At 60.0% G+C, this 26990-nt stretch carries 25 protein-coding genes and 2 pseudogenes; 17 read left to right on the forward strand and 10 right to left on the reverse strand.

Annotated elements, in window-relative coordinates:
• Positions 1-91 precede the first annotated feature (91 nt).
• A complete protein-coding gene (locus C9413_RS05535; protein ID WP_170250254.1) occupies positions 92-1483 on the reverse strand; it encodes a multicopper oxidase family protein in 1392 nt (463 codons plus the stop codon).
• A gap of 258 nt (positions 1484-1741) precedes the next feature.
• Between C9413_RS05535 and aspS the strand changes: the two genes are divergently transcribed.
• Entirely contained in the window at positions 1742-3532 is a 1791-nt protein-coding gene (gene aspS / locus C9413_RS05540; protein ID WP_039844492.1) for an aspartate--tRNA ligase, read from the forward strand.
• Between the two features lie 79 nt (positions 3533-3611).
• On the opposite strand, the gene C9413_RS05545 is transcribed toward aspS, so the two are convergent.
• Positions 3612-4799: a membrane protein gene (locus C9413_RS05545; protein WP_039844493.1), complete on the reverse strand. Its 1188-nt coding sequence runs from the start codon at positions 4797-4799 to the stop codon at positions 3612-3614.
• Between the two features lie 220 nt (positions 4800-5019).
• On the opposite strand from C9413_RS05545, the gene parC reads away from it, so the two are divergent.
• Both parC and C9413_RS05555 read left to right on the forward strand, forming a co-directional pair.
• Positions 5020-7272: a DNA topoisomerase IV subunit A gene (gene parC, locus C9413_RS05550; RefSeq protein ID WP_039844494.1), complete on the forward strand. Its 2253-nt coding sequence runs from the start codon at positions 5020-5022 to the stop codon at positions 7270-7272.
• A 154-nt stretch (positions 7273-7426) separates the two neighbouring features.
• Positions 7427-7882, forward strand: coding sequence for an SRPBCC domain-containing protein (locus C9413_RS05555; RefSeq protein ID WP_039844495.1), 456 nt, complete (start codon positions 7427-7429; stop codon positions 7880-7882).
• Positions 7883-8112: 230 nt separating this feature from the next.
• On the opposite strand, the gene C9413_RS05565 is transcribed toward C9413_RS05555, so the two are convergent.
• The 4 genes from C9413_RS05565 to hemB all read right to left on the reverse strand — a co-directional run bounded on the left by C9413_RS05565 (position 8113) and on the right by hemB (position 11484).
• Positions 8113-8994 (reverse strand): DMT family transporter, encoded by an 882-nt coding sequence (locus C9413_RS05565; RefSeq protein WP_170250255.1) that lies wholly within the window; start codon positions 8992-8994, stop codon positions 8113-8115.
• Entirely contained in the window at positions 8995-9771 is a 777-nt protein-coding gene (locus tag C9413_RS05570; protein WP_170250256.1) for an arginyltransferase, read from the reverse strand.
• A 169-nt stretch (positions 9772-9940) separates the two neighbouring features.
• Positions 9941-10399, reverse strand: a complete 459-nt coding sequence (locus C9413_RS05575; RefSeq protein ID WP_039844498.1) for an RDD family protein — start codon at positions 10397-10399, stop codon at positions 9941-9943.
• A 71-nt stretch (positions 10400-10470) separates the two neighbouring features.
• The gene (gene hemB, locus C9413_RS05580) at positions 10471-11484 is read right to left on the reverse strand and encodes a porphobilinogen synthase (protein ID WP_170250257.1); all 1014 of its coding nucleotides are present in this window, start codon (positions 11482-11484) and stop codon (positions 10471-10473) included.
• A 132-nt stretch (positions 11485-11616) separates the two neighbouring features.
• On the opposite strand from hemB, the gene C9413_RS05585 reads away from it, so the two are divergent.
• The 7 genes from C9413_RS05585 to C9413_RS05615 all read left to right on the forward strand — a co-directional run bounded on the left by C9413_RS05585 (position 11617) and on the right by C9413_RS05615 (position 18474).
• The gene (locus C9413_RS05585) at positions 11617-12054 is read left to right on the forward strand and encodes a DUF6163 family protein (RefSeq protein WP_039846705.1); all 438 of its coding nucleotides are present in this window, start codon (positions 11617-11619) and stop codon (positions 12052-12054) included.
• A 130-nt stretch (positions 12055-12184) separates the two neighbouring features.
• Positions 12185-12700 carry a MarR family winged helix-turn-helix transcriptional regulator gene (locus tag C9413_RS05590; protein ID WP_039844500.1) on the forward strand — a complete coding sequence of 172 codons (516 nt, stop codon included), beginning with the start codon at positions 12185-12187 and terminating at the stop codon, positions 12698-12700.
• Between the two features lie 463 nt (positions 12701-13163).
• Positions 13164-14465 carry a L,D-transpeptidase family protein gene (locus tag C9413_RS05595; RefSeq protein WP_039844501.1) on the forward strand — a complete coding sequence of 434 codons (1302 nt, stop codon included), beginning with the start codon at positions 13164-13166 and terminating at the stop codon, positions 14463-14465.
• A 344-nt stretch (positions 14466-14809) separates the two neighbouring features.
• Complete coding sequence (glyA, locus tag C9413_RS05600) at positions 14810-16108, forward strand: serine hydroxymethyltransferase (RefSeq protein ID WP_170250258.1); 1299 nt, start codon at positions 14810-14812, stop codon at positions 16106-16108.
• Positions 16109-16117: 9 nt separating this feature from the next.
• Positions 16118-16594: a transcriptional regulator NrdR gene (gene nrdR / locus C9413_RS05605; RefSeq protein WP_039844503.1), complete on the forward strand. Its 477-nt coding sequence runs from the start codon at positions 16118-16120 to the stop codon at positions 16592-16594.
• A gap of 3 nt (positions 16595-16597) precedes the next feature.
• Complete coding sequence (ribD, locus tag C9413_RS05610; RefSeq protein ID WP_039844504.1) at positions 16598-17854, forward strand: bifunctional diaminohydroxyphosphoribosylaminopyrimidine deaminase/5-amino-6-(5-phosphoribosylamino)uracil reductase RibD; 1257 nt, start codon at positions 16598-16600, stop codon at positions 17852-17854.
• Positions 17854-18474 (forward strand): riboflavin synthase, encoded by a 621-nt coding sequence (locus C9413_RS05615; RefSeq protein ID WP_170250259.1) that lies wholly within the window; start codon positions 17854-17856, stop codon positions 18472-18474. Before ribD ends, C9413_RS05615 begins: the two co-directional genes overlap by 1 nt.
• Here C9413_RS05615 and C9413_RS05620 read toward each other — a convergent pair.
• The 3 genes from C9413_RS05620 to C9413_RS05630 all read right to left on the reverse strand — a co-directional run bounded on the left by C9413_RS05620 (position 18437) and on the right by C9413_RS05630 (position 19963).
• A complete protein-coding gene (locus tag C9413_RS05620; RefSeq protein ID WP_170250260.1) occupies positions 18437-18970 on the reverse strand; it encodes a GNAT family N-acetyltransferase in 534 nt (177 codons plus the stop codon). The genes C9413_RS05615 and C9413_RS05620 overlap by 38 nt on opposite strands.
• Before the next feature lie 25 nt (positions 18971-18995).
• Entirely contained in the window at positions 18996-19490 is a 495-nt protein-coding gene (locus C9413_RS05625; RefSeq protein WP_039844507.1) for a cupin domain-containing protein, read from the reverse strand.
• Between the two features lie 113 nt (positions 19491-19603).
• A complete protein-coding gene (locus C9413_RS05630; RefSeq protein WP_039844508.1) occupies positions 19604-19963 on the reverse strand; it encodes a hypothetical protein in 360 nt (119 codons plus the stop codon).
• 321 nt (positions 19964-20284) lie between these two features.
• Between C9413_RS05630 and ribH the strand changes: the two genes are divergently transcribed.
• The 3 genes from ribH to C9413_RS05645 all read left to right on the forward strand — a co-directional run bounded on the left by ribH (position 20285) and on the right by C9413_RS05645 (position 23559).
• Positions 20285-20746 (forward strand): 6,7-dimethyl-8-ribityllumazine synthase, encoded by a 462-nt coding sequence (gene ribH / locus C9413_RS05635; RefSeq protein ID WP_039844509.1) that lies wholly within the window; start codon positions 20285-20287, stop codon positions 20744-20746.
• Positions 20743-21225 (forward strand): transcription antitermination factor NusB, encoded by a 483-nt coding sequence (gene nusB / locus C9413_RS05640; protein WP_039844510.1) that lies wholly within the window; start codon positions 20743-20745, stop codon positions 21223-21225. The genes ribH and nusB overlap by 4 nt, the downstream gene beginning before the upstream one ends.
• 198 nt (positions 21226-21423) lie before the next feature.
• Entirely contained in the window at positions 21424-23559 is a 2136-nt protein-coding gene (locus tag C9413_RS05645) for a sodium-translocating pyrophosphatase (RefSeq protein WP_039844511.1), read from the forward strand.
• A gap of 55 nt (positions 23560-23614) precedes the next feature.
• Here C9413_RS05645 and C9413_RS05650 read toward each other — a convergent pair whose 3' ends face one another.
• The gene (locus C9413_RS05650) at positions 23615-24139 is read right to left on the reverse strand and encodes an outer membrane protein assembly factor BamE (RefSeq protein ID WP_170250261.1); all 525 of its coding nucleotides are present in this window, start codon (positions 24137-24139) and stop codon (positions 23615-23617) included.
• Between the two features lie 189 nt (positions 24140-24328).
• On the opposite strand from C9413_RS05650, the pseudogene C9413_RS05655 reads away from it, so the two are divergent.
• The 4 genes and pseudogenes from C9413_RS05655 to C9413_RS05670 all read left to right on the forward strand — a co-directional run.
• A pseudogene (locus C9413_RS05655) lies at positions 24329-24918 on the forward strand (ubiquinol-cytochrome C chaperone family protein).
• A gap of 11 nt (positions 24919-24929) precedes the next feature.
• Complete coding sequence (locus C9413_RS05660) at positions 24930-25484, forward strand: DUF177 domain-containing protein (RefSeq protein ID WP_039844514.1); 555 nt, start codon at positions 24930-24932, stop codon at positions 25482-25484.
• A 105-nt stretch (positions 25485-25589) separates the two neighbouring features.
• Positions 25590-26636 (forward strand): phosphate acyltransferase PlsX, encoded by a 1047-nt coding sequence (plsX, locus tag C9413_RS05665; RefSeq protein ID WP_039844515.1) that lies wholly within the window; start codon positions 25590-25592, stop codon positions 26634-26636.
• A 19-nt stretch (positions 26637-26655) separates the two neighbouring features.
• Positions 26656-26990: pseudogene (locus tag C9413_RS05670) on the forward strand (3-oxoacyl-ACP synthase); the annotation flags it as partial.

Raw genomic sequence — 26990 nt, forward strand, 5'->3', positions numbered from 1 at the left:
GCTGAGAAGGATGGAGGGGTTGCGGCATATCACCTTTTCCCGGTTAAAGCCGGAAGAAGGTGCGGCAGGCGGACGAGGACTTTATCCTACCTCAAACAACCCGCACATAACTCGTCATTCCCGTCTTCTGGTGCTCGATGATATGGCAATGAAGCACCCAGTTGCCCGGGTTGTCGGCGACGAGGGCAAGCTGGACCTTCTCATCGGGCTGGACGAGATAGGTGTCGGAAACGAGCGGCATCACCTCGCGTGTCGAGGACGAAACGACCGTGAAGCTCATGCCGTGCAGATGGATCGGATGCAGGTGCGGCGTCACGTTCTCGAGCTGGAAGATGTAGCTCTTGCCAAGCTTCAGTTCGGCAAGCGGGGCGGTCGGATCGGCAATATCGCCCGGCCACGGCAGCCTGTTGATCGCCCAGAAACTGTAACCGAGTGTGCCGCATATGCTGTCGACGGAGGCGTTTTGCGCCGTGGCGCTGAGCACCAGTGGTATCTTCTCGGCGGCGGTAAGATCGGCCTGCGGGACCGGATTGGCGGCAAGCGGGGCAAGGTCGCCCGCGTTGCGTTTCAGCGACTGACCGACGGCGCGCAGGCTCGCGATCGTTTTGGGCCCGGTCCCCCGGATATCCTCCAGTATCGCTATACCGCCTTCGCTGTCCGGCATCCGCACGGCAAGGTCCAGCCGCTGCCCGGGACCGATCTGGAGCAAGTCAAGCGCAAAGCGCTGCGGCACCGGATTGCCGTCGATGGCGATGACCGTCGCCTTGGCGCCTTCCATCCGCAGCGAGAAGACGCGGGTAACATCCGTCACTGCGATGCGCAGGCGGACAAGGCCGCCGGCCGGCGCATCATATTGCGGCTCCTGCTGCCAGTTCGCCGTGCGCACCGTTCCATGGGTGCCGGTCTTTGCCGCGTCGCGCGGACGAAACGGAGCGATGAATTGCCCATCTCCGCCAAGCCGCCAGTCGCGCATGTTGAGCACGATCTCGGCATCGAAAGTCGGATCGGCAGGATCCTCGACGACGATCACGCCGGTCATGCCACGGCTCATCTGGGTCAGCGTGTTGCAATGCGGGTGATACCAGAAGGTGCCGGCATCCGGCGGCGTGAAGGCGTAGTCAAAGCTGTCACCCGTATAGACGTAGGGCTGCGTCATGAAGGGCACGCCGTCCATCCTGTTGTCGATGCGAAGGCCGTGCCAGTGGATCGTCGTCGGCTCGTCGAGAGCATTGGTCAGGCGTGCGGCATAGGGCCTGCCGCGGGTCATGCGAAGCACCGGCGGCGGGCCGCCGTCGCCCCAGGGCATGAATTCCCTCGTCGGGCCGGCAGCGGTAAACGAAGCCTCTGTGTTCCCCGGCCTCAGCACCTGCGGTCCGGGCGCCGAGCCGGCAAAGCCGAACTTGCCGGCAATGCCCATGCCGGCACTGTAGGCGCCGGCGACGGCGGACGCCTTCAACAGATTGCGGCGGGTGAGTAGGGGCATCTGGCGCTCCGGCAACAACAATGGCGCCATCTTTAAAGTTGACTGCGCCTTTCATCAATAAGGAAGTGAGGGCCAAACTGCCGCAGTTGCCTTGCATGACGCGCCCGAATAAACCGCGTCAAAGTGGTGCTCAATGCGGCCCAAGCCTTGACAAATCAGACCGTCCATGCGCTTTTCCGCCCGATTTTCTTGTCGGCACCGGAGAGCCATTCGAGCCCCTTGCTGCCGTCTCAAGCCAAAATACCAGGATTAGACATTATGCATCGCTACCGCAGCCACACATGTGCAGCCCTCCGGAAGTCGGATGTTGGCTCGAATGTCCGGATTTCCGGCTGGGTCCACCGCGTTCGCGACCATGGAGGCGTTCTTTTCATCGACCTTCGCGACCATTACGGCATCACCCAGGTTGTTGCCGATCCGGATTCGCCGGCTTTCAAGATCGCTGAAACCGTTCGCGGCGAATGGGTCATCCGCATCGACGGCCTCGTGAAGGCGCGTACTGAAGACACCGTCAACAAGGCGATGGCGACCGGCGAGATCGAGCTCTACGCCCAGGAGATCGAAATCCTCTCCGCCGCCAAGGAACTGCCGCTGCCGGTCTTCGGCGAGCCGGATTATCCGGAAGACGTCCGCCTCAAATACCGCTTCCTCGACCTTCGCCGCGAGACGCTGCACAAGAACATCGTCAAGCGCACGCAGATCATCTCTGCCATGCGCCGTGAAATGGGCAATATCGGCTTCACCGAATATTCGACGCCGATCCTGACGGCCTCCTCGCCAGAAGGGGCGCGTGACTTCCTCGTGCCGAGCCGCATCCATCCCGGCACCTTCTACGCTCTGCCGCAGGCGCCGCAGCTGTACAAGCAGCTTTTGATGGTTGCCGGTTTCGACCGCTATTTCCAGATCGCGCCCTGCTTCCGTGATGAAGACCCGCGAGCCGACCGCCTGCCTGGCGAGTTTTATCAGCTCGACCTCGAAATGAGCTTCGTGACCCAGGAAGACGTCTGGAACGCCACGGGTCCGCTGATGACCAAAGTGTTCGAGGAGTTTGCCGAAGGTAAGCCGGTGACGAAGGAATGGCCACGCATTCCTTATGACGAGGCAATTCGCAAATACGGCTCCGATAAGCCGGACCTGCGCAACCCGATCGTCATGGAGGCCGTGACCGAACACTTCGCCGGCTCCGGCTTCAAGGTCTTCGCGAACATGATCGCGTCCAACCCGAAGGTCCAAGTCTGGGCGATCCCGGCAAAGACCGGCGGCTCCCGCGCCTTCTGCGACCGCATGAACGCTTGGGCGCAGAGCCAGGGCCAGCCCGGCCTCGGCTACATCTTCTGGCGCAAGGAAGGCGAAAAGCTCGAAGGAGCCGGTCCGCTCGCCAAGAACATCGGCGAAGAGCGCACGGATGCGATCCGCACCCAGCTCGGCCTCGATGACGGCGATGCCTGTTTCTTCGTCGCCGGCGAGCCCGACAAGTTCTACAAGTTCGCAGGCGAAGCGCGCAACCGCGCTGGCGACGAGCTGAACCTCATCGACCGCGACCGTTTCGAACTCTGCTGGATCGTCGACTTCCCGTTCTTCGAATGGAACGAGGACGAGAAGAAGGTCGACTTCGCGCACAACCCCTTCTCCATGCCGCAGGGCGGCTTGGAGGCGCTGCAGAACCAGGATCCGCTGACGATCAAGGCCTTCCAGTACGACGCCGTCTGCAATGGCTTCGAGATCGCTTCGGGCTCGATCCGTAACCAGTCGCCGGAACTGATGGTCCAGGCCTTCGAAAAGGTGGGGCTCAGCCAGGCGGACGTCGAGGATCGCTTCGGCGGTCTCTATCGCGCCTTCCAGTACGGCGCACCGCCGCATGGTGGCGCCGCCTTCGGCATCGACCGGATCGTAATGCTGCTCGCGGGCGCGAAGAACCTGCGCGAAATCTCGCTCTTCCCGATGAACCAGCAGGCCCAGGACCTTCTGATGGGCGCACCGTCGTCGGCAACGCCTGCGCAGCTGCGCGAACTGGCGATCCGCCCGATCCCGCCGGTCAACAAAGACTGAGTTCTTCCAATGCGACAAGCCCGGTGCGTTACCGGGTCCCGGTGCGTTACCGGGCTTATTTGTTGGTGAAGTTCAAATCTTACTGGTTCGCCGTCACCTTCACGCCGAGCACGCCGGGCAGCGTGTTCGGAGCGCCCATGGCAGCACCCATGATGGTCGGGAAGGGGACAGGCTTGGCCGGTGCGGCGCTGACAGCGAAGTTTTTCGGGTCGTCGAGATAGGTGTTGACCGCTGCCGAAATCGCGTTCTGCAGTTCCGGGATGTTGAGCTGAGCCAGCGCAATCGGCGCCATAGCCTTCAGCGCATCCGCCATCTGCTGTGCCGAGATGTTCTGCTTGGAGCCAGCATATTCCAGCGCACGCTTCGTGATCGATGCGTCATCGAAGCGGATTTCGGCGCCGTTGAACGAAAGTTGCTGCATCAGGCCGAGCATGGCAAGGCCAAGCGCCTGCTGGGCTTCTTCCTTGTTCGGGTTCGCTTCAGAGGCCTTGGCCGCTTCTTGCAGCGACTTCATGAAAGGCAGAGTGTATCCCGAAATCTTGAAGGCAAGGTTTAGGCGGCCGACATTTGTCACGTCGAGGGCAAATTCGGAGATGTCGATCGTGCCGGGGCCGAGATCCCAAGCGCCCTTCATCGTGATGTCGCCGTTGACGTGCTGCAGGGCTAGCTTCTCGATTGCTTCCTTCGCCTGCGGGTCCGGAGCATCGCTAAGGTCCGCCTTCATGCTCTTGAATGCGCCGTCGAAGTCGAAGCCGGATTCGTCTTCACGAAGCGACAGGTTCATCTGGGTTTCGCCGAGCGAGAAGACTTCCTTGCCATTCTTGGTGACCTTGAACGGGCCGACATGCGCCGTTTCGTAAAGCAATATGGAGTCGAGGCCGTCACCGCTGGCATCAGCAGGAATGGATATGCCGCCGAGCGTCATTTCGGAGGCGCTGACGGTCGCCCCGTCCTCGGTGATGTTGATGTCGGGAAAGGCTGCTTCCTCGATGTAGTAACCGCCGTCTTCGTCTTCCTCGACGCCGGTCATCGTGATGTCACCGATGTTGAGGGGCCCGCTGCCGGTCGGCTTGAAGCTCGCGTTCTTCAGCGTCACCGTCGTGTCGTCGACATCGACGCCATCGGCAGTGATCGTTCCGCCTTGGGCGCTATAGGCGGCATTGAGCTTCTTCAGGAGATCCTGCCCGTCGAGGGCAAACGCGGAGCCGGCGAGTGACAGGAACGCGGCGCCAGACAGCATCAGCCGGGTTGTCCGGTAAAAGGTCATGGGTAAGTCCTTTGGTGGTGGTTGCAAATTGCAGTGAAATTACTGCGAATCGAACGCAGTTTATATTTGCAGCTGTATAAATTTCTGTTGAAGGGGAAAGCAAACAAAGTCCAAATTGGTGGCGATGCTTGATGACCTTTTCATGGCGTTCCAGCGCGTCATCCACAGGGCCACCCCCTCATTCCTTGCCGTGAATCGCCTTCTGGGCTAGGCAAGGCTCATGGGACAAGAGATTTTGCCGCCTTCCGGCGGAGACGACAGCATTCACCCGGTTGATCTGAAGGCCGCGCTCGAGGAGCGTTACTTGGCCTATGCACTTTCGACCATCATGCACCGCGCGCTTCCAGACGTCCGCGACGGTCTGAAGCCGGTTCATCGGCGCATCATTCATGCCATGAGCGAGATGGGCATACGCCCGAACGCGGCCTTTAAGAAATGCGCCCGCATTGTCGGCGACGTCATTGGTAAGTTCCACCCGCATGGAGACCAGTCCGTCTACGATGCGCTGGTGCGTCTGGCGCAGGATTTCTCCCAGCGTTATCCGCTCGTCGACGGGCAGGGAAACTTCGGCAATATCGACGGTGATAACGCCGCCGCCTACCGTTATACCGAAGCTCGCATGACGGAGGTCACGGCGCTGCTTCTCGAAGGCATCGAGCAGGATGCCGTCGATTTCCGCCTGACCTATAACGAGGAAGACGAGGAACCGACCGTTCTTCCGGGGTCTTTCCCGAACCTGCTCGCGAACGGCTCCTCCGGCATCGCCGTCGGCATGGCGACTTCCATTCCTTCGCATAACGCCCATGAGCTTTGCGATGCGGCACTGCACTTGATCAAGCATCCGGATGCGACCGTCGAAAAGCTCGTCGAGTTCATTCCGGGCCCGGATTTTCCGACCGGTGGCATCATCATCGACGGTCGCGAAAGCATCATCGAAAGCTACCGCACCGGCCGCGGCGGCTTCCGCGTACGCGCCAAGTGGCAGATCGAAGATCTCGGTCGCGGCGGCTATCAGATCATCGTCACCGAAATCCCCTTCCAGGTACAGAAGTCGCGATTGATCGAAAAGATCGCCGAGCTGCTGATCGCCCGCAAACTGCCGCTGCTGGAAGACATACGCGACGAGTCGGCCGAAGACGTCCGAGTCGTGCTGGTGCCGAAGAGCCGTACCGTCGATCCGACGATCCTGATGGAATCGATGTTCAAGTTGACGGAGCTGGAGAGCCGCTTCCCGCTGAACATGAACGTTCTGTCCATGGGCCGCATTCCGCGCGTCATGGCGCTGAACGAGGTGCTGAAGGAGTGGCTGAATCACCGCCGCGAGGTCCTGCAGCGCCGTTCACGCTTCCGCCTTGCCGCAATCGACAGACGCCTCGAAATCCTCGGCGGCTTGCTCATTGCCTACCTGAACATCGACGAGGTGATCCGCATCATCCGCGAGGAGGACGAACCGAAGCCGGTGATGGTGGCCCGCTGGGGACTGACCGACAACCAGGTCGAGGCGATCCTCAACATGCGGCTGCGCTCTTTGCGCAAGCTCGAAGAGTTCGAAATCCGAACCGAGTTTGACGAACTCACAAAGGAGAAGACCGGCATCGAGGCGCTGCTCGCCTCCGAGGAAAAGCAGTGGCAGACGGTCGCCTGGGAAATTGGCGAGGTGAAGAAGAAGTTCGCCAAGGCAACCGAAATCGGCCGCCGCCGCACCCAGTTCGCCGAGGCGCCCGAAGCCGACGAACAAGCCATCCAGCACGCGATGATCGAGAAGGAACCGATCACCGTCGTCGTTTCCGAAAAAGGCTGGATCCGTGCGCTGAAGGGCCACATCGCTGACACCGCGAGCCTGACCTTCAAGGAGGGCGATGCGCTGAAGATAGCCTTCCCGGCACAGACGACGGACAAGATCCTTGTCGTCACCACCGGCGGCAAGGTCTTCACGCTCGGCGGCGACAAGCTGCCCGGCGGGCGCGGCCATGGCGAGCCGCTGCGCATCATGGTCGACATGGATAACGATCAGGCTGTGCTGACGGCCTTCGTCCACGATCCGGCGCGCAAGCAGCTGATCGTCTCGACGGCCGGCAACGGCTTCATTGTGGCGGAATCCGAAATGGCTGCCAACACCCGCAAGGGCAAGCAGATCATGAATGTTGCGATGCCGGACGAGACCAAGCTCATCGTGCCCGTCAGCGGTGATCACGTCGCTGTCGTCGGCGAGAACCGCAAGATGCTGGTCTTCCCGCTGGCCCAGGTTCCGGAGATGGGCCGCGGCAAGGGCGTGCGTCTGCAGCGATACAAGGATGGCGGCATTTCCGACGTCCGTTGTTTCGCGATCGCCGACGGTCTCGTCTGGGAAGACAGCGCAGGTCGTACTTTCACAAAAAACAAGGAAGAACTGGCCGAATGGTTGGGCGACCGCGCTTCTGCGGGCCGCACGGTTCCAAAGGGCTTCCCGCGCAGCGGCAAATTTGCCGGCTGAGGCGATAACAAATTGGCGATCCGCTCTTGGCGAGCGGGTCGTATCCTCTATTTCATTCCTGTTATCAAAATTGGGAACAGGTTCATTCCGAGGACGGACGGAATGGCCGTTGGGCATTGCGCTCGCAGCGCAGCCCCCAAACGGAGGAGCATCAATGTCTGCCAATACCATCAAGCTGCATGTCGATCACACTTATAATGCGCCGCCTTCCGTCGTCTACGACGCATGGCTCAACCCGCAAATCGCCAGGCGCTTCCTTTTCGCGGCGAAGGATGGCCATGTTATCCGCGCCGAAATCGCTCCCCATGTCGGCGGCCGCTTTCTGATCATCGACAGGCGCCCAACCGGCGACGCATGCCACTGCGGCATATTTCTCGAACTTCGCAGGCCGAGACACATGGCCTTCAGCTTCTCGGCGGAGGAGCACGACCACAATCCCGACCGCGTCGAGATCGACATCGAGCCGCTGGGTGCCGGCAGCCGCCTGACGCTCTCCCACGAAATGTGCGCCGAATGGGGGGCGTTCGAAGAAAAGACCCGTCAGGGTTGGAAGCATGTGATGGACGGCCTGGAACGGGTGCTGGAACAGACGGACCGGCTAGCGAGCTGAGGATACGCTGAAAGCGCGTCACGCCCGCGTCGTCTATTTCGCCGGCGGCGACGGAGGCGAGGAAGACAACGATCTGGCGTTGTCGGCATCAATGAGACAGCCGTTTACATATGGGAAGGCGAACGCAGCGAGGTAACCGGTCTGCTTGTTGCCGTCGATCAAAGGATGGTTTCGGATGATCCCATGAAGATATGCAGCGGGAAGGATAAAGATATCGTCCTCGCTAAACACTATCGTCGCTGTCGAACACCGCCTCCGCGTGCCATCCAGAGCGAATGCGTCATGATCACTATAATGAGGATGGCGCCGCCCATGAGTGTCATCGCCGTCGGAACTTCAGCGAAGATGAACCAGACCCAGATCGGGGCAAGTACCGTCTCCAGCAGGTAGAACATGCCGACTTCGGGGGCCGAGAGATAGCGCGGGCCGGTTGCCAGACACCAGAAGGCAACGGGCATCACGATGGCGCCGTTGAAGATGATCCAGCCGGGATGATCGATCGAAACGCCCGCAGGCAGCGCCATGGCAAAGCCGAGGATTGCCGGGAACATCGCGGCAAGGAGCGGCACGAAGCCCATGTCGCGCCGAGAGGCCCGGCCGACCGTGATTGCCGCGCCGAGGATGAGCGCGCTCAGAAGCGCCATCGCGTCGCCGAAGATGTGGCCGCTCGAAATTCCGTCATGCACGATCAGCCCGACGCCGACGATCATGGCGGCCATCGCCACCAAGGTCGAAACCGGCGGCCGCTCTTTCAGAAATATCCACGAAAGCAGCGCGCCGAACATCGGATTGAAGGCAACGATGAAGACGACGTTGGCCGTGGCCGTGTTGAAGACTGAAAGCAGGAAGGTCAGTGTGGACAGGCCGTAAAGCAGTCCCGCAGCGATGCCGTGCCGTCCCGGGATCAAGATCGGCCATTTTCCTTTCAGCACGCGGATCGCTGCGACGATAAGCAGCGTCACCAGAACCGTCGTGATGCTGCGAAGGCCGCGGATCGGCCACATCTTTCCCTCGGCGAGTCGCACGAGCGGAATGTCCATGGAAAGGGCCAGGCCACCGATTGCCGTCAGGGCAAGGCCTTTCCGGTGACCGGAAAGGGAAGGAAGGGACATTTAGTCGTGCGTGCCTTCGGCCATCATGGAGGGATCGAAGCGTTCCCAGCCGCGCGGCGTCAGGTGCTCTTGCGGCTGGAAGCGCGTCTTGTAATCCATTTTGCGCGATCCCTGAACCCAGTAGCCGAGATAGACATGGGGAAGGCCGAGCGCCTTCGTGCGCTTCACCTGATCGAGGATCATGAAGGTGCCGAGCGAGCGCTTGTCATATTCCGGATTGAAATAGGAATAGACCATGGAAAGGCCGTCGCTCATCGTGTCGGTCAGCGCCGCGGCCAGGAGCTCGCCGCGCGGACGGGTCTCCAGGCCCGAACCTTCCTCGCGTTTGCGATATTCGATGATCTTGGTGTTCACATGCGTATCTTCCACCATGATCGCATAGTCGAGCACGGTCATGTCGGACATGCCGCCTTGCTGATGGCGGTCGTCGAGATAGCGGCGGAAGAGTGAATACTGCTCGCTGGAAGGCTGCGCCGGAAATTCGGTCGCAACGACGTCGACGTTGTGGGCGAGCACCCGTTTCATTGAATTCGTCGGCTGGAACTCCTGCGCGAGGATACGCACCGAGACGCAGGCACGGCAGGCTTCGCAGGCGGGGCGGTAGGCGATGTTCTGCGAACGGCGGAAGCCGCCTTGTGTCAGGATGTCGTTCATTTCTGCAGCCCGCGGACCGACGAGATGCGTGAAGACCTTACGCTCCATCTCATGCGGCAAATACGGACATGCAGCCGGAGCCGTCAGATAAAACTGCGGTGATGGCGAGGCCTGCGTATTCATCTGCCGGGGAAATGTCCTTTCGCACTGACTATTTCAAGACAGCATGAACTAAGAATAGAAAACGTCAACAGCGCGGCTGGTCTATCCGCGCTATCAATTTTTCTGTTCTTTTTTGATATGGCGCCGCGGGCCGGCCGGCAAAGACCGGCGGCGGATTTAATTTGCCGCCTCAGTCGGTGCGAACGGTAACCGTGCCGACGAGCAGGTCGTGAATCAGCCGGCTGCGCTCGGTAAAAAGACCAGCAAGCAGAATCAGCGGCGTCAACAGCGAATTAAGGATCCAGAAAAGCGCCAGATGAGCGATCGCCAAAAGGAAATCCATCGGGCGGCCATCGACGCGCACGATTGCGATCCCCATCGCCCGCATGCCGGGCGAAGCCTGGCTCGGCCCGCCGACCGTAAAGCCGAAATAAAGGCCGGCAACCAGCACGAAGAGCGCCGGATAGAGTAAGAAGCCGAGGCCGAGCGTCAGAATCGACAGAAAAAACAGCACGACTGCCGCGGGAATGCACAGAAGCAGCACAATGATGTAGTCGAGAATGAACGCGAAGACTCGCCGGCTCAGCGTGCCGCTATAGGCGCGCCAGTCTTCCGGTGCGGCATAAAGCGGGTTCGGATTAAGGCTCATCTGCGGTCTCCCTTGGAAATCGATGCCACTGATATGGTGTCGGCCGCCGAAGATACAATAATGCGTGAAGATCAGCGCTTTGCCAGCAGTCTGGCGACCTCGATCGCGAAATAGGTCAGGATCCCGTCGCAGCCGGCCCGCTTGAAGGCCAGCAGCGTTTCCAGCATCGCCCGTTCGCCGTCGATCCAGCCATTCATCGCTGCAGCCTTGATCTGTGTATATTCCCCGGAAACCTGATAGGCGAAGGTCGGAAGTCCGAAGGCCTCTTTCATGCGCCAGCAGATGTCGAGATAGGGCAGGCCAGGCTTGACCATCAGCATGTCCGCACCTTCTTCGACATCGAGTGCCGCATCGCGGATAGCCTCGGTGCCATTGGAAGGATCGATATAGTAGGTCTTCTTGTCACCCTTCAGCAGGCCGCCGGTTGAGATCGCCTCGCGATAAGGCCCGTAGAATGCCGACGCGAACTTGGTGGCATAGCTCATGATCCCGACATTCTGGTGCCCTGCAGCATCGAGCGCCCGCCGGATCGCGCCGATGCGGCCGTCCATCATTTCCGACGGGGCAATGATATCGGAACCGGCATCAGCCTGCATGACGGCGGCGCGCGCGGCCTGATCGACGGTCTCGTCGGTGACGATTTCGCCACCGTTGAGGATGCCGTCATGGCCGTGACTGGTGAAAGGGTCGAGAGCCACGTCGGTGATCACGCCGATGTTCGCAACGGCTTTCTTGATGGCGATCGTCGCCTGATTGATAAGATTGTTGGCCTCCAGGCTGTTCGAGCCTGTTTCGTCACGGAGTGCCATCTCGATGTTCGGGAAGGTGGCGATTGCCGGGACGCCGAGGTCAGCCGCTTCCCTGGCTGCATCCGCCAGCTTGTCGATGCTCATGCGGTTGACGCCGGGCATGGCGGGGATCGGTTCCACGATTCCGGAACCGGGGATCACGAAGACCGGCCATATCAGGTCGTCCACCGTCAGCCGGTTTTCCTGCACCAGCCGGCGCGTCCAGTCCGCCTTGCGATTGCGGCGCATGCGGCGGTGCCCGGTGATCTCGTCGACGAGGTGCGTCTTGTCCTGCATTGTCTTTCGTTCCTGGCCATTCCATTTCTTGGTCCGCTCATTATCATGACGGACCGGAAAACCAAACCGGGCGATTGGCCGCGGCGGATCAGCCGCTGGTGGAGCCGCAACGGGAACCCTAAAGTCTGCGCCATGGAAAATGATTCTCCGACGATGCCGAAGCGGACGCTGATAGACATCCTGTTCATCCTCTTTCTGAGGCTGATCGCGATCTCCTGCTTCTGGTTCGGCCTGCAATATTGGGCGATGCTTGTTGGCTATTCACTGGTGGGGGCAGGGCGCTTCGATCTTCTGAGCTTGCCGTGGAAGGTTGCGGCCACAAGCCTTGCCGTCCTCTTCCCCGTCGCTTCGCTCGGCCTCTGGCTGACGGTATCCTGGGGCCCGGTCGTTTGGGTGCTCGCCGCAGGCGGACAAATCCTGATGTATGGCCTGCTGCCGCAGACCTTCGGGTCCAACCGGCTCATCCTTTTGATGCATGGCGCAGTGGCCTCGGTCTATCTGGTTTTCCGCCTGGCGCTCTGGCTGGAAAAACGCCGCCAGCGCCGCAAAGTAAGCGTTGATTTACCCTGATACAACGCGGAGTTTCCGGTAAGGTGCTGTTAAGCCTGCAGTTTAAGTAGAATTTTATTTGTATTCGATAGGGTCTGTCTCAAGGCGGGAAGAAAACCAACACCGCCAAACAAACAGTGAGGCAGTCATCATGAATACGAAAATCAAGCCGCAGGCGGTATCGAACTTCCGTGATCAGCAGGACCAGGACATCCGTGATCTTTACATGGAATCCCTTCACCTTGTTGAACGTCTTCACCGCCGCCTTCTGGATGTCATCAAGGACGAGTTCGACCGTCAGGGCCGCAGCGACGTCAACGCCATCCAGGCTCTGCTCCTTTTCAACATCGGCAATTCCGAGCTGACCGCCGGCGAGCTGCGCTCGCGTGGCTACTATCTCGGCTCGAACGTGTCCTACAACGTTAAGAAGCTGGTCGATCTCGGCTTCATCAACCACCAGCGCTCGCGCATCGACCGCCGCTCCGTCCGCATCAGCCTGACGGAAACCGGCACTGAGGTCGCCGAAACAGTCGCCAAGCTCTACGAGCGCCACATCGCCTCGATCGACAAGGTCGGCGGCATCGGCACGGACGAGTTCACCCAGATGAACAGGCTCCTGCAGCGCCTCGACCGTTTCTGGAACGACCAGATCCTTTACCGGCTCTAAGGTAAGAGACCTCCTCCAAGGTCGAAGAAAACCGGATGCGTCCCTGCGCGTCCGGTTTTGCCGTTCCGGGGCCAAGCGTGTCATCTTTGCAACGCGTCGCACCCAAGCACAGCGGCCTGTATTCAGCACCTGTATTCAGGCCGTTTTTTAGCCGCTATTAACCAGCACCGTTTACGATGGATCGATAGGTTTCGTCCGTGCCGCTCCCGACGATCGGTAGGCCTCTTGGCCGTCGGCGACACGAATTGGCCATATTGGTATGACAGCGGACATGCACGGCAAGCGGCGCTTCTCATATGATAGTTCAAGGTCGTCCGCGCTTCCGGCTCGCAATCTTGTGATGGCCCGGCGCGGAAACCTGTGATGCGCCGGAAAACGGAATGGTAGTGATCTGCGCCGTGGCGCAGTGAATCGCAAAGCCCGCGGTTTTCCTTTCAAGCTGCGGCATTGAGTGGTTGGGATTATGTCGAAGAAAAACCGAATTGAAGCTCTTTCGCGCCGCGCTTTTCTTGCGTCTGCGGCAACCGTCGGCGCCAGTGCAATCGCCGCCCCGGCATTTGCGCAGTCCGCGCTCGATGCGCTGATCAACGCACCGCGCCGCGGCGCGTGGGATGATCAGTTCGATGCCAAGGCTGCCTCGCGCACGGCGAGTGCCGCCGTCTCCAATACCCCGATCCTCAGCCCGCAATCGGTTCCGAGCATCCAGCAGGCGATCATGGAGTATCAGCAGATCGCCTCCGCAGGCGGTTGGCCTGAGGTCAATCCGGCTGGCCTGCGTCTCCAGCTCGGCGTGACTGATCCTTCCGTTCAGGCCCTGCGCCAGCGCCTTGCCATTACCGGCGACCTGCCGCGCGAAGCAGGCATGTCGTCCGCCTTCGATTCCTATGTCGATGGTGCGGTCAAGCGCTTCCAGGCTCGTCATGGCCTTCCGGCAGACGGCGTCATTGGCGAATTCACGCTGAAGGCGATGAACATTCCGGTTGATGTGCGCCTGCAGCAGCTGAACACCAACCTTATCCGCCTGCAGACCTTCCCGGAAGATCTCGGCCGGCGCCATGTCATGGTCAATATTCCGGCCGCCTATGTCGAGGCGGTCGAGGACGGCAGTGTGGCGACACGTCATGCGGCGGTCGTCGGACGTATCAGCCGCCCGACGCATATCGTCAACTCGAAGATTTACGAGGTCATCCTCAATCCCTATTGGACTGCGCCGCGCTCGATCGTCGAGAAGGACATCATGCCGCTGATGCGCAAGGATCCGACTTATCTCGAGAAGAACGCCATTCGCCTGATCGATGGCAAAGGCAACGAAGTCGCCCCGGAAACCATCGACTGGAATGGCGAGGCGCCGAACCTGATGTTCCGTCAGGATCCAGGCAAGATCAACGCCATGGCCTCGGCGAAGATCAATTTCCATAACAAGAACGGCGAGTACATGCACGACACGCCGCAGCAGGGCCTGTTCAACAAGCTGATGCGCTTTGAGTCGTCCGGCTGCGTTCGCGTCCAGAACGTCCGCGACCTGACGACTTGGTTGCTGCGCGACACCCCGCCGTGGTCGCGCCAGCAGATGGAGCAGGTGATTGCCAGCCGGGTCAACACGCCGATTACGCTCGCCGAGGAAATCCCGGTCTATTTCGTCTACATCTCCGCCTGGGGCATGCCGGACGGCCTCGTGCAGTTCCGCGACGACATCTACCAGATGGACGGCAACGCCGAGCTTGCTCTCGATACGACCGCTGGAATGGAGCAGCCGGTTCAGTAAGCGTCATGCGTCTGAATTGAGAAAACCGCGCTGGAAGGCGAACCGCGCTGGAAGGCGCGGTTTTTATTTTTTGCAAGCGGTTGCCCTTCATGCGTTTGCCGGGATCTTCTTTCGGTAAACGAGGCGAAGGGGATATGTCGCAGCGCTTCGGTTAATCTCTAAGTTTTGCGAGGCATGTCCCCTCCAAGCTGGCGCAGAGAGGATCAGGGTGAGGGGCATCCCACGACAATGCCAAGTCCACGACACTCCTGCGCGTAGATTGCCCAGCAAATGTCGTTCTTCGTATTGCTCTCGGCAGGGCGGAACGCTAATACCTTCGCGCATTCCAGTTGAGGAGCCCGCCCATGACAAATGCTTCCACGCAGACCTTCTTCAATCGCTCGCTTGCCGACACCGATCCGGATATCTTCGGCGCGATTGAAAAGGAACTCGGCCGCCAGCGGCATGAGATCGAATTGATCGCATCGGAGAACATCGTTTCGCGCGCGGTGCTGGAAGCCCAGGGCTCCATCATGACGAACAAATATGCGGAAGGTTATCCGGGCAAGCGCTACTACGGTGGCTGCCAGTTCGTCGATATTGCTGAAGAACTGGCGATCGAACGCGCCAAGAAGCTCTTCGGCGTGAACTTCGCCACCGTCCAGCCGAATTCCGGCTCGCAGATGAACCAGGCGGTCTTCCTGGCTCTGCTGCAGCCGGGCGATACCTTTATGGGCCTCGACCTGAACTCGGGCGGTCACCTAACGCACGGTTCGCCAGTCAACATGTCCGGCAAGTGGTTCAACGTCGTGTCCTACGGCGTTCGCGAAGGCGACAACCTGCTCGACATGGACGAAGTCGCCCGCAAGGCCGAAGAGCACAAGCCGAAGCTGATCATCGCCGGCGGCACCGCTTATTCCCGTGTCTGGGACTGGAAGCGTTTCCGCGAGATTGCCGATTCGGTCGGCGCCTATCTCATGGTCGACATGGCTCATATCGCCGGCCTCGTTGCCGGCGGCCAGCATCCGTCGCCGTTCCCGCACTGCCACGTCGCAACGACCACGACCCACAAGTCGCTTCGCGGCCCGCGCGGCGGCGTCATCCTGACGAACGACGAGGATCTGGCGAAGAAGTTCAACTCGGCTGTTTTCCCGGGCCTCCAAGGTGGTCCGCTGATGCACATCATCGCCGCCAAGGCCGTCGCCTTCGGCGAAGCGCTGCAGCCGGATTTCAAGGACTACGCCGCGCAGATCGTCAAGAACGCTAAAGCGCTTGCCGAGACGCTGATGGCAGGCGGACTCGATGTCGTCTCCGGCGGTACCGACAACCACCTGATGCTCGTCGATCTTCGGAAGAAGAACGCGACCGGAAAGCGCGCCGAAGCAGCGCTCGGGCGCGCCTACATCACCTGCAACAAGAACGGTATTCCGTTCGATCCGGAAAAGCCCTTTGTCACCTCCGGCGTCCGTCTCGGCGTTCCGGCAGGCACGACGCGCGGCTTCAAGGAAGCGGAATTCAAGGAAATCGGCAACCTCATAGTTGAGGTTCTCGACGGCCTCAAGGTCGCCAATTCCGATGAAGGCAACGCTGCAGTCGAAGCAGCCGTTCGTGGCAAGGTGGTCGACCTTACCGGCCGCTTCCCAATGTACGATTACATCGGCTAAGGATAGCGCATGCGCTGCCCATTCTGCGGATCGGAAGACACCCAGGTCAAGGATTCACGTCCGGCGGAGGACAATACGTCCATCCGCCGCAGACGGATCTGTCCCGATTGCGGCGGCCGCTTCACGACCTTCGAGCGCGTGCAACTGCGCGAGCTGATGGTCGTCAAGAAGACCGGCCGCAAGGTGCCTTTCGACCGCGACAAGCTGGTGCGGTCCTTCGAGATCGCGCTGCGCAAGCGTCCGGTCGACCGTGACCGCATCGAAAGGGCTGTTTCCGGCATCGTCCGCCGCCTCGAAAGCTCCGGCGAAGTCGAAATCAGCTCCGAGGCCATCGGCCTTCAAGTGCTGGAAGCTCTCAAGAGTCTCGATGACGTTGGCTTTGTTCGGTATGCCTCGGTCTATCGGGATTTCTCGCATGCCGAGGATTTCGAAAAGGTCATCTCCGAAATCAACGCCAAGATCAGCCGCGACAGTTTGGAGACCTGAGCCTTGAGCGCCGGACCGCATGACAGGCGTTTCATGGCCGAGGCAATCCGTCTTGGCCTTCTGCATCTCGGCCAGACCTCCACAAATCCTTCCGTCGGCTGCGTCATCGTCAAGGACGGCGAAATCGTCGGCCGCGGCACGACGGCGATCGGCGGGCGCCCGCATGCCGAGCCGCAGGCGCTCACCGAGGCAGGCGAACTGGCTCGCGGCGCCACCGCCTATGTGACGCTCGAACCCTGCTCTCATCACGGCAAGACGCCGCCCTGCGCCGACGCGCTGATTGCCTCCAGTGTCGCGCGCGTCGTCATCAGCGTGACCGATCCTGATCCTCGTGTCTCCGGCCGCGGCATCGCGCTTCTGCGCGAAGCCGGCATCGAGGTTGATATCGGCGTGCTCGAAGAGGAGGGCAGGCGCTCGCTCGCCGGCTATCTCACGCGGCAAACGAAGAACCGGCCCTATGTGACTCTGAAGCTTGCGGTTTCCGCCGACGGCATGATCGGCCGCAAAGGCGAGGGACAGATCGCCATCACCAGTCCACTCGCCCGCGCACAGGTCCAGGCGCTCCGCGCTGAAACCGACGCCATCCTCGTCGGCATCGGCACGGCGATCGCCGACGACCCGGAACTCACGGTGCGGGTGCCGGGCCTGCAATCGCTGTCGCCGGTGCGTGTCGTGCTTGATCCGCGGCTTGATTTGCCGCTCGGCAGTAAACTTGTGCGTTCAGCACGAGAGGTGCCGACCATTGCCGTTGCAGGCGAGGCCGCCCCCTTTATCCTGCCGGACATCTCTCCCACGTGGGGCGAGATAGATGGGGTGAACGCTCGCCCGCATTCTTCCGCCGGGATCGACGCCACCACTGATGAGGTGCCGGTAGACGCGAGCTGCGGCAACCTGCCGATCCCTCCCCTGGTGGGGGAGATGCCCGGCAGGATAAAGGGGGGTGAGGCCCGCGCCGAAGCCCTGCGGGCTGCAGGCGTTGAAATCCTATACTGCCATCCTTACCATCCCGAAGTGCTGCTTCCGGCGCTCGCCTCGCGCGGCATATCCTCGCTCCTGGTCGAAGGCGGTGCGAAGACGGCACAGCTTTTCCTCGACGCCGGTCTCGTCGATCGAATCCAGCTTTACCAGGGCCAGATCATCATCGGCGAGGGCGGTATTGAATCGCCTTTGACGAAGTCCGATATGCCATCCGGTTTTGCCCATAGAGGCACATTCATGTTCGGCGACGACCGGCTGGACGAATACGAAAGAGAATTTTGATGTTCACCGGAATTGTCACGGATATCGGCATGATTGAATCCGTTTCTGCCATGAACGAGGGTGTGAAGCTCCGCGTCGTGAGCAATTACGACCCTAAGACCATCGATATGGGCGCGTCGATTTCCCATTCGGGCATCTGCCTGACGGTGACCGGCCTGCCGGACGAAGGCAACAACGGGCGTTGGTTCGAGGTGGAGGCTTGGGAAGAGGCTTTAAGGCTCACGACGCTTGCAAGCTGGAAGGAAGGCACCCGCGTCAATCTCGAGCGTCCTCTGAAGATCGGCGACGAACTCGGCGGCCACATCGTCTCAGGGCATGTCGACGGCAAGGCAGAAATCCTGTCGGTGACTACGGAAGGCGATGCGACCCGCTTCCGTCTGCGCGCCCCGGAGCATCTTGCGAAATTCGTGGCGCCCAAAGGCTCGCTCGCGCTCGATGGTACGTCGCTGACGGTCAACGCCATCGAAGGCACGGATTTCGATGTGCTTCTCATTCGCCATACTTTGGAAGTCACGACATGGGGCGAGCGAGAGGCCGGTGATTTCGTCAATTTCGAGGTTGATACGATGGCGCGCTATGCAGCTAGGCTGGCTGAATTCCCTGCCGCGAAAGCAGAATGATTTCGCCGTGATAATCGGTACGCGCCACCTCGCGGAAGCCGAGCTTTTCCGCCACCCGTAGCGAAGCTGCGTTTTCCGGGCTGACGATACAGGTCATCTCCTTGCCGGGGAAATGACAGTCAGCCCATGCGATCAGCGCCGTGAGTGCTTCTGTCGCATAGCCCCGTCCTTGTGCGGAAGGCAGCAACACCCATCCGGTTTCCAGTGTTTCCTCGCTTGGTGGAGACATCTCACGTCGGGCTTCATGGAAGCCTGCTTCGCCGATCAGCCGCCCGCTTTGCTTTTCCTCGATGATCAGAAAGCCAAAACCCATATGATGCCACATGCCACTCGCCCTTAGGAGGCGGGACCATGTCTGCTCGCGTGTCGATGGCACGCCGCTGATATAGCGAACGACGTCCGCATCTGCCCATAAGTGTATGTAGGCATCGAAATCGTCGAGCCGGTGCGGCCGCAGAATCAACCGTTTCGTTTCGATGGTCGGAACATTGATCATCTTGGATATTTTCTGACCACCTGTCTCACGCGCCTGCTTCGCCGTCCCAGTAGTCGAGATCGTTCTCCGCGCGCCCGATGAAGCGGAAGCGCCCGACGTGATGATCTGTCTTGGCGAGGAATTTTTGGGAATCCGGGTATTCGACGATCTCCGTCTTCGCCATCGTGGAGATGCCGAGATAGATCAGCGTCGTGCTGCCGGTATTGAGGATCTGATGGGCCGTTTCCTTGCCGCCGGCAGGCGCGCCGAGCGTGTCGCCTTTCCTGATGGGGTAACGTTCGCTTCCAAAACGGTATTCGCCCGTCCCTTCGATGACGAAGAACAGCTCATCCTCGACATGGTGATTGTGAAACGGACAGCTCGATTTGCCGGGCGGCACCTCGTTGTAGCTGATCCCGAGGTTGGAGAGTCCAAGCAGACGGCCGAAAGATGTGTCGGCGCCCTCGTAGAGCGAGCCCTGTTGCCACCGCTCCAGCGCCAGGTCGGCAATATTGAGAACCGGTTTGATATCCCGTGGCATGTCTTGTCCCCTTTTGCAGGGACAAACAGACCATCAATTCGGGATGGTTTTCAATAGGCGTCAGTAGAATTGTCGGGCAGGGCGGCGCAGCGATCTGCGCCGCCCTGCGCCGATCAGTCGGTATAGAAGGTAATGCTGCCATCGGCCGCCTGTTCGGCATTGATGACGTTGCGGACATTGACTCCGTCATTGCCGAGCTTGCGCGTCAGCATCTTGTTGGCGTCGATCGATGCCTGAATCTGGCGCACTTCCTGGGCCGAGCGTGGCGGAGCGGAGCGCGGACCGTATGCTTCGGGGCTTGCGTCGTGCCAGTTGTAGAAATGCTTTACGTTGAAGTCATTACCCCGGAAATTACGGAGCGTTTGTTCGATGCCCGATGGGCTGTTCATGCCAAAGCTTTCCGCACGGCTGACGCCGGCAAGCGCGAGGGAGGGCAAGACGGAAACGATGGCGATTGTAGCAACGCGGTTCATGATGGTATCCTTTCATCTGCTATGACGGTCGGCTGTCGTGCAGGGGATCGTCGGCGTTACGCTTGTTGAGTTGGGTCGGCCGCAGCGTGGAATCAATAGCTAAACACCTGAAATAACATTACAAATTGTTCATAACGATTGCCTTCGATTTGCCGTTTTCAAGGTGCTTGCGAGCGTGCATGGCAAACGGCCGGCGTATATTTCTGCTATCCTCTTGCAGAGATTTCCGGCCATGATCCGAATTTGCTTGCCATTCATCGAAAGGCATGTTTTGACCGCGGCCTGCCAAAAGGCAAAGTCCTCAGAAACCGAAGGTGATGCATGGCGCGAGATAACGCTCCCCATATTTTGATCGTCGAAGCCCGCTTCTACGACGACATGGCCGACGCTCTTCTGGAAGGGGCAACCTTTGCGCTCAAGGAAGCCGGCGCGAGCTACGATGTCGTCACCGTTGCAGGAGCCCTGGAGATTCCGCCGGCGATTGCCATGGCGCTTGACGGCGCCGACAATGGCGGCACGCAATATGACGGCTATGTCGCTCTCGGCATGGTCATCCGCGGCGAGACCTACCACTTCGAGGTCGTGTCGAACGAATCCTCCCGCGCATTGATGGATCTCGCCGTCAGCGAATCCCTTGCCATCGGCAACGGCATCCTGACGGTCGAAAACGATGAGCAGGCATGGGCACGCGCCCGCCGCTCGGACAAAGACAAGGGCGGCTTTGCCGCTCGCGCAGCTCTCACGATGATCGAGCTGAAGAAGAAACTGGGTGCATACGAATGACTAGTGAAAATCCGGAGCGTCAGATAAAGACGGCAAACCAGCGCGGCGCTGCGCGTCTGGCTGCTGTTCAGGCGCTCTACCAGATGGATATCGGCGGCACCGGTGTTCTGGAAATCGTCGCCGAATATGAGGCTCACCGCCTCGGTCAAGAAATCGACGGCGAGACCTATCTCAAGGCCGATGCCGCGTGGTTCCGTTCCATCGTTTCCGGCGTGGTGCGCGAGCAGCTTCGTCTGGATCCGTTGATCGCCTCTGCCCTGCAGGACGACTGGGCCTTGTCGCGCCTCGACAGCACCGTGCGCGCGATCTTGCGCGCCGGCGTTTTCGAACTTCTCGACCGCAAAGACGTGCCGGTGGCCGTGATCGTTACGGAATATGTCGAGATCGCCCAGGCTTTCTTCGAGGATGACGAGCCGAAGCTCGTCAATGCCGTGCTCGACCGCATCGCCAAACAGGTGCGCGGCGAAATGAAGAAGTAAGCCTTCCGTCCGCTATCGGACCATTTTGCGCTTTACGCTGCGCTGCAAGGGTTTTCGTCCGTTGCGGTCTTGACGTCGTGTTTCCCACCCCGCAATCTCCGCACGCAAAGCTAGAGCGTTTCTGTGGAGAGAAGACGATTCGGCTGCGTTCGTGGCCGGAGGGGGGAGTGCTCTGGCACTTTTGGAGGAAAGAGCGAAATGATAATTCTTTTGTGCGTAATTGCATGCGGTCTGCTCTCGGTGGTTTATGCCGTCTGGGCAACCCGCTCGGTACTGGCGGCCGATCAGGGAAACAGCCGCATGCAGGAAATCGCGGGTTACATCCGTGAAGGCGCGCAGGCCTATCTCATGCGCCAGTACAAGACGATTGCGATTGTCGGCATCGTTGTTTTCATCGCAGCCTGGCTGCTTCTCTCCGGCATGGCCGCCATCGGCTTTCTGATCGGCGCCGTGCTTTCCGGTGCCGCCGGCTTTATCGGCATGCACGTCTCCGTTCGCGCCAACGTCCGCACGGCGCAGGCCGCATCTCACAGCCTCTCGGCCGGCCTCGATATCGCCTTCAAATCCGGTGCCATCACCGGCATGCTCGTCGCCGGTTTGGCACTGCTCGGCGTATCCATCTATTATTTCATCCTGACCAGCCTGCTCGGCCATGAAAGTGGTTCGCGCGAAGTCATCGATGCGCTCGTCGCGCTCGGCTTCGGTGCCTCGCTGATTTCGATCTTCGCTCGTCTGGGCGGCGGCATCTTCACCAAGGGCGCCGATGTCGGCGGGGATCTCGTCGGCAAGGTCGAGGCAGGCATTCCGGAAGACGATCCGCGCAACCCGGCGACGATCGCAGATAATGTCGGCGACAATGTCGGCGACTGCGCCGGCATGGCCGCCGACCTTTTCGAAACCTATGCCGTTTCCGTCGTCGCAACCATGGTTCTCGCCTCAATCTTCTTTGCCGGGGCACCGATCCTGCAGTCGGCGATGGTCTATCCGCTGGCAATCTGCGGCGCCTGCATCCTCACCTCGATCGTCGGTACCTTTTTCGTCAAGCTTGGAACCAACGGCTCGATCATGGGCGCACTCTATAAGGGCCTTATCGTCACCGGCCTCCTTTCGATCGTCGGCCTAGGCGCTGCGACATCGTTGACGGTGGGCTGGGGGTCGCTCGGACAGGCCGGCGGTGTGGATGTTACCGGTACCAATCTCTTCTTCTGCGGCCTCGTCGGCCTCTTGGTTACGGCGCTCATTGTCGTCATCACCGAATATTATACCGGCACCAACAAACGCCCTGTCAATTCGATCGCCCAGGCATCCGTGACCGGCCACGGCACCAACGTCATCCAAGGCCTTGCGGTCTCGCTGGAATCGACGGCGCTGCCTGCGATCGTCATCGTTGCCGGTATTATCGGCACCTACCAGCTCGCCGGCCTCTTCGGCACCGGCATCGCCGTCACCGCCATGCTCGGCCTTGCCGGTATGATCGTTGCACTCGATGCCTTCGGTCCCGTGACCGACAACGCCGGCGGCATTGCCGAAATGTCCCATCTGCCGCCGGAAGTCCGGAAGTCGACGGACGCGCTCGACGCCGTCGGCAATACGACGAAAGCCGTGACAAAAGGCTACGCGATCGGCTCTGCCGGACTCGGCGCGCTGGTGCTTTTTGCGGCCTATTCCTATGACCTCAAATATTTTGCGGCAAATGGCGACAAGTTTCCCTACTTCGCAGGCATAGGGGAGATTTCATTCGATCTCTCCAACCCCTACGTGGTGGCCGGATTGATCTTCGGTGGGCTCATTCCCTACCTCTTCGGCGGTATCGCCATGACGGCTGTCGGCCGAGCCGCCGGCGCAATCGTCGAGGAAGTGCGCCGTCAGTTCAAGGAAAAGCCGGGCATCATGCAGGGCACGGAAAAGCCGGACTACGGCAAGGCCGTCGACCTTCTGACCAAGGCCGCAATCCGCGAGATGATCATCCCCTCGCTATTGCCGGTCCTAGCTCCGATCGTCGTTTATTTCGGTGTTCTGCTGGTCTCCGGCTCCAAGGCCTCGGCCTTCGCCGCACTCGGCGCATCGCTCCTCGGCGTCATTATCAACGGCCTGTTCGTCGCCATCTCGATGACATCGGGCGGCGGTGCATGGGACAACGCGAAGAAGTCATTCGAGGACGGATTCGTCGACAAGGACGGCGTACGCCACATGAAGGGCTCGGACGCACACAAGGCCTCCGTGACCGGCGATACGGTCGGCGATCCTTACAAGGACACCGCAGGTCCAGCCGTCAATCCGGCAATCAAGATCACAAACATCGTCGCCTTGCTGCTCTTGGCGGTCTTGGCCTGATCGAAGAAGAAACCCGCCGGAGCGATCCGGCGGGTGTGTCTGTTGGGGCGGATATTTATCGGATACTCGCAGGGTTCTGGGGGTTGCCGGGAGGCGTTCCGAACAGGCTCTTTGCTGCACCGCCCGCGCCGCCTGCCAGAACCTGCTGCAGGAAGGTCAGTTCGCGGCCGCCGGTCGGGGTCACGCGCGAAATCGTATCGAAGACCCTGCCGTCCTGGAGCGTGTAATTCGCGCGGCGCGCGACGACGCCGTCCTTATCGAAGTAGATCGCAAGCACGCTCTGGTCGACGACCTTCAGTTTCTGGAAGGCGACGGAGCGCGTGCGCCTCTGCGAGATGTAATAGAAGACCTCGGTGTCGAACGTTGCCGTCGTCGAAGGCGTGCCGAGCGACAGAAGCACCTGTTCGCGGCTCGAGCCTTCCGGAACGAGATTGAGGGATTGCTCGTCGACAATATAGCCGCCGTTAAGCACTGTTCCCGTTTGGCAACCTGTGAGGCCTGCTGAGGCAATCATGATGGCGATGGCTGCGCTGCTGAAGAATTTTATGTCAGACTTGAAATACCGTTTCTTCAACGACATCTACTCCCTTGAGGTCTCGATAGGCAGCTTTCCGGCCCTGCAATCACCGCTGATGCAAAACCTTTGTGGCCTTTCCGGGGTCGAATACTCCCAATTCCCCGAGATCGGGCCGACAAGGGCACTGTCCCGAAAGTGGCCACCTTCGGCATTGCAATTCGCGCCTGCTTCGGTAAACCAGCTTTCGAAATCATGCAACACGGCCCACGCAACTCCGCGTGAAGAACGAGGCTTTTCCGGAAGAAACAATGATCTTCGGGCTCTTTCGAAAGAAAAACAACAATCAGGCGATCGTCGGACGGCAGTATTCGGTGCTGACTGCCGCAGCCCGTATGCCGCAATTCTACGAGACCATGCATGTTCCGGACACCGTGATGGGCCGTTTCGAGATGCTGTCGCTGGTAATGATCCTCTTCTTCCGCCGCACACGCTCCTGCCAAACCAGTGGACAGGAAATTGCCCAGGAGATCGTCGATGCCTTCTTTGAGGATATCGACCATTCGATCCGCGAACTCGGCATCAGCGACAACGGGGTTCCGAAACGCATGAAGAAGCTTGCCGGCATGTTCTACGGACGTCTCGAATCCTATTCGCCTGCAATCGACAGCGGCGCCCTCGCGGCCCTTGCCGCAGCCCTTAACCGCAATATCCATCCACAAGCCGCCGACGCTTACGACATGACGGCGCTTGCCAACTGGATGTTTGGCGCCGAAGCCGATCTGTCGGCCCAGTCCGAGGAGCGGATCGCCACCGGCTCGGCGACGCTGCCACAGGCAGCGTAAGGAGGACCCCAATGAAACATCGCAAAGACGACATTCCATTTTCTTACCTAGTCAAGGTCGGCCATATCTCCGCAAACCCTGTCGAAGTGCACCTCAAAGCGGACGAGAAAGAGCGCAAAGCGCTTGCCCAACGCTGGGATGTACTGTCCGTCGACGATCTGCGTGCGGACCTGCAGATTAATCGCTGGAAGAAGGATGGCGTCCGCGTGAAGGGCAGGGTGCAGGCAAAGATCGTTCAGGCCTGCGTGGTGACGCTCGACCCGGTACCTGCCGATATCGACGAGCAGTTCGAGCAGATCTACGTGCCCGAGAATTCGAAACTCGCCCGGCACCCGGCCAATGATGCCGGCGAAATGGTTCTCGATCCTGACGGATCGGACCTGCCTGACACCTTCGTTGGCGACACGATCGACGCGGGAGAAGTGGTGATGGAATTCGCCGCGCTGGCGATCGATCCCTATCCCCGCAAGAAGGGTGTCGAGTTCTCCGGCCATATCGAAGATACGGGTGAAAACGATAAGAAGCCTTCTGCCTTTGGGGTACTCAAGGATTGGCAGAAGGACTGAACACCCGTGGGGTATTTGACACAATTCAGTTGTAAGCGATAGGAAAACCGGTATTTTGGCCGAAATTTTCGCTCCCCTCAGGCGAAAGAAAAGGATCAGGGACGCGTGATCAGAATATCTCTCGACCTCATGGGTGGCGACTTTGGTCCCCAGGTTGTCATCCCCGGTGCCGCGAAAGCATTGGAAAGGCACCCGGATATCTCCTTCGTCTTTTTTGGACTGAAAGAGCAGTGCGATCCGGTTCTCGCCAAGTTTCCGAAGGTGAGGGAAAAGTCCGTCTTCCACGATTGCGAACTTGCCGTTCGCATGGACGAGAAGCCCAGCCAGGCGCTGCGCCGCGGCCGATATATTTCCACCATGTGGCGCTCGATCGAGGCCGTGAAGACGGGCGACGCTGATGTCGCCGTTTCCGCGGGAAACACCGGCGCTCTGATGGCCATGGCAAAGTTCTGTCTGCGCACGATGGCCAATATCGAGCGCCCGGCGATTGCGGCCATTTGGCCGACGCTGCGAGGCGAGAGCATCGTTCTCGATGTTGGCGCGACGATCGGCGCTGATTCTCAGCAGCTGATGGACTTCGCCCTGATGGGCGGCGCCATGGCGCGCGCCCTCTTCGAACTCGAACGGCCGACGATCGGCCTGCTGAACGTCGGCGTCGAAGAGATGAAAGGCCAGGAAGAAGTCAAGGAAGCAGGCCGGCTGCTTCGCGAGGCCAATATCGATTCGCTCGAATATTCCGGTTTCGTCGAAGGCGACGACATCGGGAAAGGCACCGTCGATGTCGTCGTGACCGAAGGCTTTTCGGGCAATATCGCCTTGAAGGCGGCAGAAGGTACGGCAAAACAGATTGCCGCATACCTGCGTGCTGCGATGTCCCGCACGCTGCTTGCCAGGATCGGCTATCTCTTTGCCAAGAGCGCCTTCGACATGCTTCGCGAAAAGATGGACCCGAGCAAGGTCAATGGCGGCGTATTCCTTGGTCTCAACGGCATCGTCATCAAGAGCCATGGCGGCGCCAATGCAGACGGCATCGCTGCTGCCATCGAGGTCGGCTATGATATGGCCAAGAATGGCCTCAATCAGAAAATAGAAAACGATCTCAAGAAATATCATGCCAAGCGGTTACCCCCGATGGGGCCGGAAGCCGCATGAGCAACGAGGTTTAACCAGAATGATCCGTTCAGTGGTTCGCGGGTTCGGAGCCGCACTTCCGAAACGCGTAATGACCAATCGCGAGTTGGAAGATGTCGTCGATACGTCTGACGAGTGGATTGTCCAACGCACCGGCATCCGCCAGCGACATATCGCAAGCGATGACGAGACCACGTCTTCGCTCGGCGAGCGGGCTGCGCGTGCGGCGCTCGACAAGGCAGGGCTGACGCCTGCCGACATCGATCTCATCATCTGCGCCACCTCGACGCCGGACAACACTTTCCCGGCGACGGCGGTCAATATCCAGAACCGTCTCGGCATGAGCCCAACCTCCCCACCCAGCGTACCGACGCT

The sequence above is a fragment of the Rhizobium sp. SEMIA 4085 genome, assembly GCF_013004495.1.
Classification (GTDB): Bacteria; Pseudomonadota; Alphaproteobacteria; order Rhizobiales; family Rhizobiaceae; genus Rhizobium; species Rhizobium gallicum.